The 15,989-nt window shown below is 44.6% G+C and carries 12 protein-coding genes; all 12 read right to left on the bottom strand.

Features of this window, described 5'->3' with window-relative positions:
* Positions 1 to 382: 382 nt before the first annotated feature.
* The 12 genes from BUF13_RS20885 to BUF13_RS12345 all read right to left on the bottom strand — a co-directional run bounded on the left by BUF13_RS20885 (position 383) and on the right by BUF13_RS12345 (position 15,864).
* Positions 383 to 571, bottom strand: a complete 189-nt coding sequence (locus tag BUF13_RS20885) for a BRO family protein (protein WP_073572117.1) — start codon at positions 569 to 571, stop codon at positions 383 to 385.
* A gap of 304 nt (positions 572 to 875) precedes the next feature.
* Positions 876 to 1,241, bottom strand: coding sequence for a hypothetical protein (locus BUF13_RS12395; protein WP_073572116.1), 366 nt, complete (start codon positions 1,239 to 1,241; stop codon positions 876 to 878).
* Positions 1,242 to 1,519: 278 nt separating this feature from the next.
* The gene (locus BUF13_RS12390; RefSeq protein WP_073572115.1) at positions 1,520 to 3,541 is read right to left on the bottom strand and encodes a hypothetical protein; all 2,022 of its coding nucleotides are present in this window, start codon (positions 3,539 to 3,541) and stop codon (positions 1,520 to 1,522) included.
* A 215-nt stretch (positions 3,542 to 3,756) separates the two neighbouring features.
* Positions 3,757 to 6,627: a type I restriction endonuclease subunit R gene (locus BUF13_RS12385; protein WP_073572114.1), complete on the bottom strand. Its 2,871-nt coding sequence runs from the start codon at positions 6,625 to 6,627 to the stop codon at positions 3,757 to 3,759.
* Between the two features lie 165 nt (positions 6,628 to 6,792).
* Entirely contained in the window at positions 6,793 to 7,605 is an 813-nt protein-coding gene (locus BUF13_RS12380; RefSeq protein ID WP_073572113.1) for a hypothetical protein, read from the bottom strand.
* 4 nt (positions 7,606 to 7,609) lie between these two features.
* On the bottom strand, positions 7,610 to 9,394 hold the full coding sequence (locus BUF13_RS12375) for a GmrSD restriction endonuclease domain-containing protein (RefSeq protein ID WP_073572112.1): 1,785 nt from the start codon (positions 9,392 to 9,394) through the stop codon (positions 7,610 to 7,612).
* A gap of 155 nt (positions 9,395 to 9,549) precedes the next feature.
* Positions 9,550 to 10,056: a hypothetical protein gene (locus BUF13_RS12370; protein ID WP_073572111.1), complete on the bottom strand. Its 507-nt coding sequence runs from the start codon at positions 10,054 to 10,056 to the stop codon at positions 9,550 to 9,552.
* A 2-nt stretch (positions 10,057 to 10,058) separates the two neighbouring features.
* A complete protein-coding gene (locus BUF13_RS12365; RefSeq protein WP_073572110.1) occupies positions 10,059 to 10,730 on the bottom strand; it encodes a DUF3800 domain-containing protein in 672 nt (223 codons plus the stop codon).
* Positions 10,731 to 10,749: 19 nt separating this feature from the next.
* On the bottom strand, positions 10,750 to 11,961 hold the full coding sequence (locus tag BUF13_RS12360) for a restriction endonuclease subunit S (RefSeq protein WP_073572109.1): 1,212 nt from the start codon (positions 11,959 to 11,961) through the stop codon (positions 10,750 to 10,752).
* A 1-nt stretch (position 11,962) separates the two neighbouring features.
* A complete protein-coding gene (locus BUF13_RS12355; RefSeq protein ID WP_073572108.1) occupies positions 11,963 to 13,531 on the bottom strand; it encodes a type I restriction-modification system subunit M in 1,569 nt (522 codons plus the stop codon).
* Positions 13,532 to 13,721: 190 nt separating this feature from the next.
* On the bottom strand, positions 13,722 to 14,330 hold the full coding sequence (locus tag BUF13_RS12350) for a uracil-DNA glycosylase family protein (protein WP_073572107.1): 609 nt from the start codon (positions 14,328 to 14,330) through the stop codon (positions 13,722 to 13,724).
* Between the two features lie 313 nt (positions 14,331 to 14,643).
* Positions 14,644 to 15,864 (bottom strand): tyrosine-type recombinase/integrase, encoded by a 1,221-nt coding sequence (locus tag BUF13_RS12345; RefSeq protein WP_073572106.1) that lies wholly within the window; start codon positions 15,862 to 15,864, stop codon positions 14,644 to 14,646.
* Positions 15,865 to 15,989: the final 125 nt, after the last annotated feature.

Raw genomic sequence — 15,989 nt, 5'->3', positions numbered from 1 at the left:
GAGACCCAGCTTTTGAGAACCCGGGGGATGATACCATGGGTGGTCTGTCCTCTCGACTATACAGAAAAGTTCAACCAATAAAAGACCGATAGATGATGGGGGGGGGCAGTCTAAAACATGATGTATCGGATCATTCATCCAATAAGTTCCTTCTCCACGGTCTATACTATACATAGACCGTCGTTCGTATTCTTTTGGTCATTTGCATACCGTCGGCTGAAGGGGTGGGTATTTTGCCCACACCTCACAAATGTGGTTTCAAAGGCTGTTGCAGGTTTCAGCAATACTATCGCTTTAAACGAGAGTTTTCAAGTTCAGGCTCAAGGGTACTCATAATGTGAGTACCCTTTTCTCGAACTTCTCCATCCAGTGGTACCAACTCTTATACGGCAGGCAGTTTCGACTTGGTGATCAGACGGTAAACATCTGGTCGTGGGACGATCTGTATTTTTTTTTCTCCGCCGATGGGGTCGCGATTCGCGACACCATCTGAATCTGCGATTTTACAAAGGTCTATTACTGCTTTTCGGGTGTTCTTGTACTCAAGCAATTCAGCCACATCTTTGGCCACGAACCACTCTTGTACGTGTTAGTCAAACATGACTCGTTCGATGTTTGAATCTGAAGTTGTCGGACTGATGGTCGGACAAATGAGTCAGAATATGATCGGTTAAATCGAGCGCTCCTCTTACCCAGAGTGTGGACATTTGGAAAAGGGTGTACAAAGTATGTACACCCTTCGAGGTGGTTTAGCCATCTACTGTATATGGAACCACTAGTTTATGACCTCGGGATAAGACTCGGATTTGTTCTGGGTGGAGAGAGGCCTGTTCCTCTCTCCGACATGACCATCATAGTGTAGCTGCCGAAATCTTTCAGACTCCGTATTGTGCCTCGGCAAATTCATCCATTTCTTGGAAGTATTGCTCAACACGTTCCTCGCTCTCATGGATATATTTTCGGGTCAATCTTAGGTCTGACTCCTTGTTGGAGGCGAATTCTTCGGCAAGTGTTCCTCTTTCCCAGTTGCACTGGTCGTTTCGTTTGATCTCAATCGTGACCAAATCTGAAATGCTGACAAGTCTGTTGAGCCTTCGCATCTCAAAGCCTTGTCCTGCTAATTCATTGACCAGATAATCCAGGTAATCTGCGGTTTCATGGATGCTCACGAAACCTCCAGGAAGGCTGATAGGCTCGTGATTGAATCTGTCTCTGAGGGTAATGTGGTAGTAGTTTCGCATTGTGATTTGTTTCGGTGGGTTATACTATAATATACGAAAAAATCACGTGGTTTCCATGTGTAACCGTCACTATTTCAGGTATTTGAGGCATTTTGTTGGCAGGTGGTTTAGACTTGAAGGGGTGCTCATTATCCGCTGGAGGAGAAAGTATGATTAGAACCCTGTGTTTGTACGATGTTGTTAGGTATTCTACGAAGAAATGCGGCTTTTGCAGCGAGGTCTGAAGAACATTTCTTATATACTAACATACTTCGCTGCAAAAACCTCACTTCAACGATTTACGCTGCTTCATAGTCGGTGGCTGCAAATCGATACGCGGACACTTTGTCTTTGTAGAGTAGAACCTTTCTCTCATCTATTTTCCGCGTTGTTGTAATGTAAAACTGCCCCACGCCATCTATGTCACCCTTTCTTCGAACCGTCCTAAAAATGCGGTTTAAAAGAAAAACGGGGTCGTCCATTAACATCCCGATTTCTGGTGCGGCAGTTTTGATTTGGTCCCATTTCTCCAGGATTCTTGTATAGGAGTATTCTCCTCCAGTTGGAAAGCACCTATTGATGCTGTGGTTAAAGTTTCCGTCAGGTGACTGTGTAGCAAAGAATAGTTCGAGTTTCAGCGATTTTAAGCCCGTTCTCCAGCCATTCTTTTTGTTGCAACCCTTCAGGATCAACTGTGCAAGGTGCGCTTTGTCAACATAATCCTTGTATTCCCTGAATACCTCGAAAACCTCTGATTCGAAGGCGTTTTCTCCATTTGGACAAGTATTAGATGTCATGATGCCGGTGGCGCTAGAAAGGAGCACATCCTTTATCTTCTCAAAGGAGTTGTCGAACCATTCTTTATTTGTAATTGTGACCTCAGAGCCTTCGACATCATCAAAGGATTCTATAACCACATACCCGATATCTTCAAATGCCTGGACTAAGCCGTTGGTCTTGCCGAAAACAGTTTTTCGAAGTCTGTTGAGTTCTACGATCGAGTCGATCGAGAGGTAGGCAATCTTGAACACTTCCACGTTTTTGTCCCAGAATAATAGATTTCTTCCTTGGACTTTGTTCGACGCAACTACGCTTTCTAGTGATTTGAGTTTGCGGTGCTTTAGGTATGGGTTTCGATCTAGATTCATTGTCAGACAACCGAAACTGTCGATAAGTGATTTCGCTATTTCTAGCATCTCAGACATCGACTTTCCTTCGTAGTACCGTTCTTGTTGCCACTGGTAAATGATCACACCTTCGATCAGTCCGTTTCTGGCACGACCTGCGATTTGCCTATATCTATGTTCGGAAAGTGCAAGATTTGGATACCGAGGGTCAATTACCACCACCAGTCGGAAGATTTCCGTGAGATCATAGCCTGAAAAGTATGCTGCTGTGATGAACACCAATTTGCCGGGAAGAATATCAGAGTTGAGCTCATGGTAATATTCCTCTACATCCTTCACCCTCTTACTACTGCATAATACCTTGATTTCCTCCTCCTTCAGCTTGTTGAAAGGGTGTTTTAAGATTCTTTTGATGACTTGTTTTATTTCACCAACGGAGTTCAGCGCGACAACTAGTTTGTCGTGAGGTGTTTTTTCAAAGTGGTCGATTACCAACTTCCTAATACTGTTCGATGCGCTAGGTGTATTTAGGATTTTTACCGTCTCCAAGTTTTTGTAGGTGTAGATCACCTCGGTTATACTTTCAGCTCGCAATTCCGGGTCAGAGAAATTCAATGGGGTTGCAGTAACCGTAGCTCTCATGTTCACCGGATGACTTTTGTAGACCTCCATTGCAATGTGAAGAGCTAAACGGAAGGATGAGTCAAGTTGATGTGTATCTGTTTCGTCGATCAAAAGAAAAAACTCGCTTTTTCTCTCGTTTGGGATAAGTGACATAACATTTGTCAGGCTATCCGACACGCAAAATATTTTCTTAAAGCCTGGTTGTTCGAGGTAATCGATGAATTCTTTCTCTGTTACTGGTTGGATACCTGAATTTGGAGGTGGTGTCCCTACAAATATCCCTCCTTGTGCCCTATATTTTAGATATGCAGTCGCTCTAAGTGGTTCAACAATGATTGAGTTCCGAAGGCTTACACATTCACATGTAGTAGCACCCATACCAGTGTTGGATTTATGGATGATCCCATTGGGTAGGCGGTCAAATACATCTCCAAATAGAACCTGCTTACCACCTTTGGTTGTATTTGGTAATGGCAGGGTCAATTTTTGGGTTTCAAGATCCGAATATATCGAGTCAATAAGATCTCGGTTCCTGATGAAATCAAGTGGTGCTTGTCGTCTTTTTTCCATGTAGAAGTTGTTTGTTTCTACCCAAAGGTAGGTGAAGAAAAAAGTCGTTTCCAAGCACTCAAACGAAAAAAATTCTTCACCTTAAGACCACGTTTCTCAGAACATTGTTCGCTGGCTTTCAGTCGTTTGTGGGTAAGTTTGTCAGAGGTTTGGTAACGGGTAAATGACCTCGTTTCAGCTGTTTACGCAGGGTGGGATTTCTCACAAATCTGTCCTTATGCTGCCTCAATCCCGCTGATAAAAGTCTCTACGAAACTGACGATTTTGCCGATCACTCGTTCGGCTGTCGTCTTTCGCTTGGCAAGGCTCGGTTTTGCCTTCATGATGGAAACCACCTCATCACGAAGTGGCTCCTTCTCGGTGTAGATATAACGTGCGATCACTTCCTCCAATTGCTCTGGTTCCAGTTGCTCGTCTTCACTGAGCTTCCGGACAGCATCGATCCGCTCTTTGGTCCAGAACTCGGCGAACTCATCTGGGATCTGGTCAGAGTCTTCAATGGAAGGAAGGTTCTCTCGGATGAATTTCTCAATCAGTTCACGCTTGCTTCTGAGCTGGGATTCACCCACCATCAGATCTACGATTACCTTCTCCTGCTTCTTCTTCTCTTCCTCTGGTGCATCTTTCAATTTGGCGAGAAGTTTCAGGATGTAGGTCACATTGATCTCATCTCTGTGGATCAACTCGAGCTCGAAATCCACATCCTGTAAGATGGACACTTTCTCCTGTTGCTGGTGTCCTCTGGTCTTGTCGTAGAGATCCAGATATTTGCTTTTGTAGTCCTCAAAGGATTGCTCTTCCATGGATAGTTCCTCAAAGTCGAACTCGGTGAAGGTGACCAAGACGTTCTTCACTCGCATTAGTTCCCGGAAAGCTTTTATGAATGCCAGTTCATCCTCTTCGCTCTGTAGTTTGTTAACACTGTTCACGGTCGGGACGATCTGGAGCAACTTGATATATGCCTCGTTGAACTTGGCTACATAGTCCTCGTAGGGTTCGAGTAGAATCTCGTCCTTGGCGTTAATGTTGGAGAAGAGTGTGATAGCATCGTCTGTAGCCTTTTTGAGGTTTCTAAAGCAGACGATATTGCCCTGAGATTTGAGTTCTCCCTTGATTCGGTTGGTGCGGGAGAAGGCCTGAATCAAGCCGTGATATTTCAGGTTTTTATCCACGTAGAGTGTATTCAGGGTCTTACTGTCGAACCCTGTCAGAAACATGTTCACCACGAGCAGGATGTCGATCTGCTGTTTCTTCACCCGGCTTGCTACATCATTGTAGTACTGGTAGAAAAGCTTGCTGTCCTTAGTGGAATAGTTTGTGTTGAAAGTCTGGTTGTAGTGGCCGATGAAGTTGTCCAGATATTCTCTCGGGTGTTTTTGATTTGAATTCCCGTAATCTCCTCGAGGCTTTTCAGCAGCGATACCAAATTCACTTTCTTCCCAATCATCCTCAAACCCTCCGTCTTCGATCAGGTCCACATTTTGTCCGTAGGAGAAGATCGTTGCTATTTTGAGATCATGTACACCTTCTTCCTTTTTTTGGTGGAAAATCTCATAGTACTTGATCAATACCTCCACGCTGGGCACACAGAGTATGGCTGTGAACTCCTTGTTGTGGGTTTTCCTGCCGTGATTCTGGATGATATAGTCTGTGATGATCTCCAGTCGCTGGGGGGCATTCATTACTTCCTCTTCATTTATCGCCTCCACATTGATGTCGAAGATGTGCTCCTTCTTCCGAAAGGTGCTGATATACTCCACTGAGAACTTGAGCACATTTTCATCTCGGATGGCATCGGTAATCACATATTTGTGAAGGCATTCTCCGAAAAGCATTTTGGTTGTCCGCTTTCCGTAGTTGTTTGATCCTGCATTCTCCTCGAAAATCGGTGTGCCAGTGAAACCAAACATCTGAGAACCTTGGAAAAAGTTTTTGATTTCCTCGTGAGTCTTTCCAAACTGGCTTCGGTGGCATTCATCGAAGATGAAGACGATTCGTTCTTCTCTGAGGTGCTCGATTTTTCCGAGGTGACGAGTTTTGGATATTGCTGTGTTTAGCTTCTGGATGGTGGTAACGATGAGCTTTTGATCTCCTGACAGTTGTTTGACCAAGGTCTGAGTATTATTGGTGCCATCGATGCTTCCTTTGCTGAAGCTGTTGAATTCGGTAATAGTCTGGGTATCCAAGTCCTTCCTGTCCACCACGAATACCACCTTGTAGACCTGGGGAAGATTGCAAAGGATCTGAGCAGTTTTAAAGGAGGTTAGGGTTTTTCCTGATCCCGTAGTGTGCCAGATATAGCCGAATTTGGTTGTGCTCTTGACTTGCTCTATCAAAGCCTCCACTGCATAGAACTGGTAAGGTCTCAAGACCATGAGAGTCTTGTGTGACTCATTCAGCACGATGTATTTGGCGACCATCTTGGAAATATGGCATCTTTCCAAAAACACATCAGTGAAAGCCGAAAGCTGTGTAATCAGTTGGTTCTTGGAATCGGTCCAGTAGAAGGTCTGCTTGAAGTCCCGCTCGCTCAGAGATGAGTTTGCATAGTACTTGGTGTTGACCCCGTTGCTGATCACAAAGATCTGGACAAACTGGAATAGTCCCTGTCCCGATCCGAAAGAGTGGATATTGTACCGGTTGGTTTGTTTGAAGGCTTCTTTGAGCTCCAGACCACGCCGTTTGAGCTCGATCTGAACTAGTGGAAGCCCATTGATCAGAAGCGTGACATCATAGCGATTTTTGTATTTCCCCTCCATGCTCACCTGCTGGGTCACCTGAAACTGATTCTGACACCAGTGGATCTGATTCAGCAGTTCAATAGTCTTGTGGTCTCCTTGCTCGTCCATGTAAGGAACCCGGTCTCTCAGAATCTTGGCCCGTTCGAAGACGTTTCCTTTGTTGATATAGTTGAGAATCTGGGTGAAGCTACCCTCACTGAGTTGGACTTTGTTGTGCTTCTCCAGCTGTTTCTTCAGGTTTGTGAGAAGCTCCTTTTCGTCTCTGACTTCGGCTTTCTCATATCCGAGTTGGACAAGCTGGTCAACTAAGTTGTTTTCGAGTGTTTGCTCTGGCTGTATAGTCATGGGCTGGATTAAAAAATGACCTGACTCGATTACTCAGAATATCGTGTCAGGCACATGATCCCCTAAGATGTGGATTTTGTTGATGTGAAGCAAGAGGTGGATGGCAACAGCTAACCTTATTACAATCTCTACTCCACAGTCAAGAAAGGTAAGTGATGATATTGTTTACTCGGGTGATTTGTTTGATCGAGCATTTTTTCGAATCTCAGAGATAAACCTTCTAAGAGCACTGAGTTTGTCAGTCCATGGCTTCATCAAGGACTTCTTTTCAACTAAGGCTTCGAAAGCGATGAAAGCGGCAAAGGACTGAAGGACTAAAAAGAGGTAGTTTGGTCCTGAATAATCATTAAATACCTCTGCGAGGTCAACTATAGTTGCGGTTATTATAGCCAAAAAGTAAAAGAAGTAAATGAAGAATCGGATTTGGTCCTGCCCAAGGTAGGTGTTGATTAATTCCAGTTCGCCCCGAATCTTCTCCTTTCTCTTACGTCTCCAAAAAGCCGTAATGTTGTTTATGATGGTGTCCCCCTTGTAGGAGAAAGCGATGCTTGAGAATGTCAAAGATAAAAATGTCGAAATTTCGGTCGAGTTTTTAACATCGAGAAGGTCTAATGCAATTTTTAGTGGTGCTGAAACAAGGAAAAAGACTAGCATCACCGCGATGTAAACAGACCCTACTAGAAGGAGGATAGCTAAAGCTCCCAAAACGATTATCAGTAAACCCTGGACTATTTTTAAGATGGCCCGGGTAATGAGATGTTTTTTTAGGGACTGAGTAAAGGGATCTAATATCAAGTTCAACGAGACTAACCAAAATAATACTCCTAGGACTTTGTTTGGGTAATAATCTTGGTCAAGTATTGAGTAGAAAACCCATCCGAGCACTCCTACACAGATGCCCATAATAGAGGGTAAATACTTGCTCGACTTCTGCTTTTTCTCCTCTTCGGACACAGAATTTTTGTTAGGTTCACTCATACACCTAAAGCTTAAAGTAGTACTCCCGCATCTTCTCTGCCATCAGCTTTCTACGAAGCGTCAGGAATTCTGGGTAGTCATCAATGGTCATCTCCATGATTTCGATTGGAACGCAGTTTTGCTTGAGGTTCTCAAGAAGACCTTCTTCACTGCTGAGGCCACTAACCTGAAGATTGCCTTCCGAGATCTGGTTTCTCAGAAGTTCGAAATAGTCTTTCGGTGGTTTGTTTCCGACTTTGATGTTGATTTCTGACTGCATGTACACATAGTTGGCGATCTGGTTGTACTTGGACCGATCGAGTCCATGCTTTTTCAAATAATCCCTCGGGAACAGATGGTGGATATCACCCCTAAGAGAGACCAATTCGCTTACCGAAACATCCTTAGACAGGAATCCCCTGTCTCCATCTTTCACCTGAACGGCCAAATAGGTCAGGAAGAAGGGGCTACTCGCAACAGGAGTATCCAAACTTTGTGGTAAGGATGAATTCCAAAAGGCATCTGATAACTCAGCCTCTTCTCTTTCCTGAAGTACCTGGTCGAATGGTTTCTCAGAAATGTGCTTGATGTCGAAGTCAATCATACTCTCTGCAGACCCTGAGTAACGACCTGTAAGGATCGAGTACACAAACCATCTTCTGACGTATGATTCTATCGCGACCGAATTCAGCCCACTATCCTTCAGCTTCAAATAAAGGACGTAGGCGAAGTTTACGGCATTCTGAGAGCGGATTAGCTTGGGGGAGATAAATCCAGCTGATTTGATGATCATCAGAAACCGCTTGAAGTTGGTCTCGTTAATGAAGCTGTGAACGCCATTCTTAAGTTTTTCAAAAGACTGGGAGGCAATCTCTGACTCGAAGGTTCTGGTTTCAAAATTTCTCCCAGAAAGCAAACTCACCAGGTCGGCGATCTTTCCTCGGCCAAACTGAGAGGTGAATGCCACCCGGATCATATCCGTGTACTTGGGGTCGTAGAGGTCCTCATTTTCCGTTTTCAGCCACTTCATCTTGTTGAAGTAATCAGAGGATGCGAATACGGGGTCGTTGTCCACGATGTGCTTGTAGAACTCAGGAGCGATTGCCAAGTGGCAGAAGTAGTCGATTGCTTTCCTCAGTTCATTGCCTCCATGCTGGGTGTCTGCTGCAATTTTACTCATCGCAAAGTCTGCCTGGCTGAGTACAACGCCTTTACTGTTGATCCGGATAAAAATCTCTGTCACTGTCTCGATGTCCAAATCTGGGGCAAGCTCGATCAATCCGATTTGTTTTTTAGGTATGTTCAGAAGTTTGGTGAATGCCTCTCTGACAGACTTCTTCTCTACCTCTGGGTTGGCTTCAAAGTAGGAGTCCACGATGTCAAAGAGATCTCCATTGATGGCCTCAGATATATCTGGGAGCCATGTTTTGTCTTTGAGGATGGCTGGGTTCTGGACCTCGAACTTCTCATCGATCGGGTTGAAAGCGATTTTGATCTTAACCCGCTCGTAGGTCTGGTTCACCACATATTGTCCAAGAATTGCTGCTGTGAGAGCCGTGATACGCTGTTGCCCATCGATCAAGACCTTCTTGCCTTCGCTGAGGGTTCCGTCCTTCAGTTTTACATTGGGGTTCTTCCAGGCAATCACATAACCAACAGGGTACCCTTGGTAGAGACTGTCCATCAGATCTCGGACTTTGGTATTGTTCCAGACGAAGGGCCTCTGGATCTCAGGAATTGCGATCTCTCCAGATTTGACCCAGGAGAGGATGGTTTCTATCAGATGTTGGTTGACGGAGTATTTTTGCATGGTTTCTAAAAGGTTATATGAAACATTGTTCGAAAAATCACGTTGTTTATATTGATTCTAAATAGAATCTCCGTACATTTGCGGAGAGTTCATCCTACCGTTCGGAGGAAGGAAATCGGAAAACGCAACGCCTCGATGTTTTGCGTTTTCTGCATTTATAGGACATCCTGAAGTCTGCGTTTGTATTTTTTCTCAAACTTATTCCGTTTTGCGTCTCTTCCTTCAACATAATAGGCTGTGAGTAGGTAGTATCCTGTGGTCTTTTTCAAAGGCTCCAGTATTACCACATACTTTTCGGGTCGATCATAGATGTAAGTTCGAATCCCTTCTGGCTCTTTTACTGAGAAAACCAGAATATCTTCGGTCTTCCGTTGATCAAGATGAAATCTTACCCAATGAAGCCGAAGAGACCTTTGTAGGTCAAACTCTCTTCTCCTCTCTTTTTTGTCCACAATGACCGTGGTAAGATGAGCGAAAAGGATATCTACTATATCCAGACCTTCTTTCGGCGTTGGAAAGACTGGTTTGCCAATAAAAGTAGGTTGGGAACTATGTATAAAGTCTCGATCAAAAACCCCGCGTAAGGATCGGTATTTGGATGGAGTATCCATTCCAATTAGGTCCAGAAGGTTGTTGTACTCTTTCAGCAGGTTTAAAGGCATAGTTATTTCAGCTCGATAAAAAAGAGATCCATTTTCTCCTCGGTCCAGTTGCTGGATCTTTCGAGAGGTTGGTCTGAGTGGTGTTTTATACGTTCAATTAATTGCTTCTTGGCAGGCATCCTTTTGTCGGTAATGTTGAGATTGTAGCTGAGTGCTCCTAGCATCAGGTCTGCCAACTGCATCATAAGACTCTCATGAGACCGGATGTTCTGGACATTTCTAAAGACCCCAAGCTTGGTGTTGAGGATTTCTTTCAGCCGGTTTACCTTATGTGCACTCAACGTATCCTTAATGTCCAGATAAACATTGTATGTATAGTTCGTGTCCTTCTTGTGGATGAGTAGCTGGTAATACATCTTGTAGTAGAAGTCGTCGAAGTCTTGCTGAAATCTATCGTTCTGGACTTTAGATTTGTTGACGATGATAGCCCTGAAACTGAGATCGGTGTCAAAAAAGTAATCTATGAGCTCCTTGTAAAAGGGGTATTGGGAGGAAGATACATTGCTCCATTTGATCTCACCGAAGAAGTGGTGCTTTTCCTTGAGAGCTTTGATTCGTTCGTTGTGTCGATGAAGTTGGTTGTATGCTACACATGTATATCCGATCAGCATAAAGGGCTTGTGGTCGTTTTCTAAGTGGCAACTTTCGTCACAGTATAAGTTAAAGGTCTTCATCTGGTTGGTTCTTTATCTTTCACACAAACATCTTTTGTAGCAGCCCCTTCTTCCAGGTCTGCGTTTGGTTGATCTGTTTTTCTAGCGTCTCTATCGAGGAGTCCAAGCTTGTCAGAAACTGGGAGATCTTATTCTGTTCAGATATGGTAGGGTATGGAATTTTCAAGTCTCCAAAAGCTGAAAAGGTTATCTGCTTTCCATCTCTTATTCCAACCACGGTTTTACTTAGTCTTTCTATGAAGCCTTCTTTTTTGAAGTAGAACTTGTAGAAATGCTCATCAATATTGATGATGCTTCTTAGGATTGTGTAAGCTGGGCTGCAAATTCCGTTATAAGAAGAGTAGTCGATCCCTCCTTGAAATGATCGTAAACTGATGACGAAATTTCCCTTCTCAACGATTTTGTAAGAGAGGACGCTTTTCTCAGTGGCCTGAATCTTGATGCCATTTTCATCTCTTGGAACCATTCCAAGTTTTTGTGATGCAGAAAGGATGGGTAAATCTCCTGAGTGGTTTTTATTTGAAACCGACTCAAAAATCTTTTTGGCTTTTCTTTCCTCCCAGCCCGGAAAATCTGACCCATCATCGGCCTTGAAACGGAGCTTCTGAGAAAAGATCTGCTGCATCACGCCTTTCTTGTAGGCTTCCAGCTTTTCCTTCTTGGCCTGAAGTAGCTCTATCCGCTTGTCCACGGCTGTCAGAAACTCGGCGATCTTTTGCTGCTCTGGGAGGGAGGGGAGAGTAATTTTGAAGCTTTTTATCGACTCAAAGTTCAGTCCTTCTCGACCACTGCCTGTTTGTCCTTGGAAAATAAGTTTTTGACCCCGATAGGAACTCATGATAGACTGTAGAAAGCTAGGAGAGTCTTTTTTTAGACGAATTATGCAAACGTGCTGGTTGACATTTCCTTCTTTGAAATCTTCAGGGGTAACACAGCTCCGACCTATTGATCCACCAGTGATATTGAGTAAAATGTCTCTTGGAAGTACTTTGCTCCCGGCCATTTCTTCGTGAACTTTTGTGGGGATACATACTCCGTCCAATACCAGCCTTGAATCCAAAACATTCTGGCTTCGGATGAATGGGATTCCATCAGAGGTATAGATTTGCTCTCCTCCTCGAGGTGTTTTCCCACTCCCGACCTTTGTTGTAATGTTCCCGAGTTTCTTCTCAGACCAAGTATCTAAAAACTCTGGAAACCTCAACTCAGGCACGTTTCTTTTCTCACTCATCTTAGAAAGGGGTTGAGATTCCAAGTTGTTTGCAGAAGCCGATCATGGAAACTTCGTTGGACTTTAGCTCTGAGTCCAAGTTTCTGAGATCCTCGGCTACGGCGTTCAGATCTACAGGTTCCTCCTCTTCAAAGGTGTCCACATAGCGAGGTATATTCAGGTTGTAGTCGTTTTCGGCGATTTCAGCCAGAGCCGCTACATAGCTGTATTTGTCTATCGTTTCTCGGTTGCGGTAGGTATTGACGATCAGCTCTACATCTTCGTCTCTGAGTTCGTTTTGATTCCCCACTTTGATAAAGTGATCATCTCCACTGGCATCGATAAAGACCACATTGTCGTCTTGCTCTCGACACTTCTTCAGGACCAGAATGCAGGTTGGGATGGAGGTGCCATAGAAGATATTGGCAGGAAGTCCGATCACTGCATCGATCGCATTCATCTCTTTGATCAGATACTCACGGATAGTCCCTTCGGCAGCTCCACGAAACAGCACTCCGTGTGGGAATACTGAGGCCATGATCCCATTATCACTGAGTTGGAAAAGCATGTGTTGCAAGAAGGCGAAATCAGCCTTGGTCTTCGGTGCCAGTCTTCCATATCTGGCAAATCGTTCGTCTGTTTCGAAAAGTGGATTGGTATCTCCTTTCCAATGCGCTGAGAAGGGTGGATTGGCGACGATTGCCTCAAACCTTTCCTCCCGGTGCTGTGGATGTTCCAGCGTATCCTCCTGTCGAATGTTGAAGTTGCGATAATGCACATCATGCAGGATCATATTCATACGAGCCAAGTTGTAGGTCGTGCGATTGAGCTCCTGTCCGAAAAACTCACTTACATCAGCTTCTTTTGCCACGCGAAGTAGGAGAGAGCCAGAGCCACAGGTTGGATCATAAGCAGATTTCAGACGGGATTTCCCTGTAGTTACCAACTTTGCCAGAATCTTGGAGACCTGTTGCGGGGTGTAGAACTCCCCAGCGGATTTTCCTGCTCCAGCGGCGAACTTGCCGATCAGATATTCATAGGCATCACCCAATACATCGGACTCGATATCTTGAAGTCGAAAATCGATCTTGTTCAGATAGTTTAGGATTTGAGCAATCACAGAGTTTCTGGCGGCCACGGTTCTACCCAGCTTGGTGGAGTTGAGATCCAGATCCTCGAACAAGGCGGTAAAGTCATCCTCAGACTCTGTACCCATGGTACTCTGTTCAATATGGTTGAGGATGGCCTTTAGATCTTCAAGGATGTAGTTCGATTCCGTCTCGGTATCCGCATTTCCCCTGGCAGCGATGGCATCGAAAAGCTCAGAAGGAAGAAGGAAGTACCCCAATTTCTCCAGTGATTCCTCCTTTACGGCTTCTAGCAGCTCAGGATCTTTGAGCTGTTTGTAGTCCTTCACCGATTCAGTTTCAAGCAGAGTATTTGCGTAGAGATATTGCTTTTCGCTCAGGTATTTGTAGAAAATAAAACCGAGGATGTAGTCCCGATAATCATCGGCTGATACTTTTCCTCGGAGGAGGTTGGCAATTCCCCAGAGTTGACTCTCCAGGATGCGTTTTTGATCTTCTGACATGTTTGGTCCTTGGGTTTGAGGAAAACCCTTTTTACCTCTGAACCAGAGGCGGGTAGGGAAAAGTCGGATTATTGCTCCTCCCGGTAAGGGCTTCCAAAAAGTTTTTGGTCTCTAAAAATAGCTTTTTCGGCGGGAAGAGAAAGGACGTTAAGGGAAAATCCGATTAATTTTTGACGTAAAACTGTGCTCCTTATAGTATTTCATAGTTGCCTACTTGTTGCCAATGGTTAGCAATGTAGTTAGTGAAATTTCCAACGACACCTTTTCTTGCTCCCCTCGATGGAGATCTCAAAAGTCGGAGTTGAATGCCTCGTTCAGGATGGTTTTCGATCCAGTCGATTGTAGGTTCGAAAAGTGTGGACCAAGGCTCTGTCATACTTGACCTTGTGATGCAGACTTGTTGAATCGTTGGATTAGCCTCCAAGATGGCTGGGATATTCGTTGTTGTTATGTCAAAATTGCCAAGTTGGTTGTCTTGGAAACCATTCACCATTTCAACATGAGCTGGATTGTTTTCGTCAGCATTGTCTAGGCAGGCGATGATGTCTGTTATTGCGATATGGTTTAGCTCGCAGAATTGTTTCCAAATTTGAGGAGTACCTGGTATTAAGCCGTGGCCGATATGTATAGTAGGCAGGATTCTCCAAAAGTCGTTTCTCGCTGTTCTACCATAAAACCACTGCGCATTGTTGTTCTCCAGTCCCCAACCGGGATTGAAGGTGCCAATGAAAAGGGTTCTGATTTCCCAGGTTACATATTCGAGATTGAGGTCGTGTTCAAAAAGATGAGGACAAGGCATGGGTTACAACAAAGGGTTAAAATCAGATGCTAAAATATAGGATGTACATTTAAGAAGCTGTATAAATGTGACATCTTATTCCCGGTCGTCCCTGAAGCAATTCAAACCTCCGGTTTTCGTTTTTTATAGGGTAGGGGAAAAAGAAACCCCGAGAAATTTTTCCCCGGGGTTAGGATATCCGTGGTCCTTCGGCCTCTGCTAATGTAAACCAACCATTTTTGAAGGACATTCCATGGAGGCACTCGTAGAGACTCTAGAAGTCCTACATAGCAGGCACTCAAAAGTACCTGATGTTATGAAGATCTACCAAAGATCATGGGGTACCTGTTTTTGGTTGATGGACTGACTCAGAGATTTGTTGGTTCATCTGGTCGAGCGTCTCCTGATCAAACATCTCCAGATAAATCCCTGTCACCGAATTCCCATACTCATGCCCCAAAGCCTCAGCAATCAGGTCTTTCGGAAAACCCATCTGCTTGGCGATGTTGGCATAGCTGTACCGGAAGACGTAAGTCGTGATTGGCTCCTCAGTTCCGACTCTCTCACCCAGGTCTTTGAGTCTTTTGTTGATCTGTTTTCGTCTCTGTCCCATCACATGTGTGAATTTCACAGGGTCTTTCATCTGAGATTTGGAGAACTGTCCCAGAAGGAGATGGTTGGCATGAAAGCGATTCAGTAGAGCTCGGATCTCTGGAAGGATCTGAATACTGTAAGTTTTTCCAGTCTTCCCTCTGTTGTAGATCAGGCGGTTTCCACGGATGTTCTTCGGTTCCAATAGGAGGAGATCGTTCAGGTTGATTCCTCTCAGGAGAAACATCAGCTGTCCCATACACCAGTAGGGGAAGAGTGTGTCCTCTTCTGATAGGTTGAGATTGAAAAAGCTTCTCATTTCCTCCAGACTCAAGACCCTCGGAGTGGTTTTCTCCTTTCTGATCTTGTAGTTTTTGAAAGGATACCAATCCTGTGGGGCCAGTCCCTGATGGATAGCCTTGTTGCAGATCGCCCGAAAGGTTCTCATATAGACCCCAACAGTGTTGATCTTTCTCCCGTCAGCGAAAAGCTTTCGCTCCAGTTTCAGAAGCTCATTGTATCCGAATCTTTGAAAGGATGTTTCCAAGTTCGTGAGCTGCTTGAAAACTGCCAGCGTGTTGTGGTAGATCGTTGCAGATCCATGCCGCTTGGTTGATCGAAGATGTTTGATCTCAACTTCCCAAAATGAGAGGATGGTCACCTCTTCTTTGGAGGGGGTGGAGAGCAAAAGCTCTTTAATCCGCTGCACAGTGAGCCGATCAATACCGGATTCTCGGAGGTCTTTCAGTCGCGAGGAGTATTGCTCCAGGAGTTTGAGAAGCTCCAGGTTTGCCTCGTCATTCTTGCGAAAAGTACCCGTTGCAGTGGAGAAGTTTTTGAGATTTGCGTGGTGACGGGTGTGAATGTCCCTTGTTCGGGATTTGTGAGTGATTCGGATCACCACAGGATAAGTTCCGTCAATCCTCGTTCTGCGCATGTCAAGCGCGATTTTTAGCGTTGCCATAGATGTAGGTTTATGGCAGGATCGCGCAAAAATCATTTGCGTTTTATTTGCGTGCACAACACGAAAAACGGTCATTTTTAGACGTTTTTGACACAAAGTGTCGATCGTTGTTGTGAACCTATAAA

It is taken from the genome of Algoriphagus zhangzhouensis (genome assembly GCF_900148515.1).
Lineage (GTDB): Bacteria > Bacteroidota > Bacteroidia > Cytophagales > Cyclobacteriaceae > Algoriphagus > Algoriphagus zhangzhouensis.
The sequence above is the reverse complement of the archived record's forward strand: the minus strand, read 5'-3'. Positions and strand labels throughout refer to the sequence as shown.

Coding starts and splice junctions, on each gene's coding strand:
- BUF13_RS12395 (WP_073572116.1), bottom strand. CDS start 1,241: ATGCGAAACTACTACCACATTACCCTCAGAGACAGATTCAATCACGAG.
- BUF13_RS12390 (WP_073572115.1), bottom strand. CDS start 3,541: ATGGAAAAAAGACGACAAGCACCACTTGATTTCATCAGGAACCGAGAT.
- BUF13_RS12385 (WP_073572114.1), bottom strand. CDS start 6,627: ATGACTATACAGCCAGAGCAAACACTCGAAAACAACTTAGTTGACCAG.
- BUF13_RS12380 (WP_073572113.1), bottom strand. CDS start 7,605: ATGAGTGAACCTAACAAAAATTCTGTGTCCGAAGAGGAGAAAAAGCAG.
- BUF13_RS12375 (WP_073572112.1), bottom strand. CDS start 9,394: ATGCAAAAATACTCCGTCAACCAACATCTGATAGAAACCATCCTCTCC.
- BUF13_RS12370 (WP_073572111.1), bottom strand. CDS start 10,056: ATGCCTTTAAACCTGCTGAAAGAGTACAACAACCTTCTGGACCTAATT.
- BUF13_RS12365 (WP_073572110.1), bottom strand. CDS start 10,730: ATGAAGACCTTTAACTTATACTGTGACGAAAGTTGCCACTTAGAAAAC.
- BUF13_RS12360 (WP_073572109.1), bottom strand. CDS start 11,961: ATGAGTGAGAAAAGAAACGTGCCTGAGTTGAGGTTTCCAGAGTTTTTA.
- BUF13_RS12355 (WP_073572108.1), bottom strand. CDS start 13,531: ATGTCAGAAGATCAAAAACGCATCCTGGAGAGTCAACTCTGGGGAATT.
- BUF13_RS12350 (WP_073572107.1), bottom strand. CDS start 14,330: ATGCCTTGTCCTCATCTTTTTGAACACGACCTCAATCTCGAATATGTA.
- BUF13_RS12345 (WP_073572106.1), bottom strand. CDS start 15,864: ATGGCAACGCTAAAAATCGCGCTTGACATGCGCAGAACGAGGATTGAC.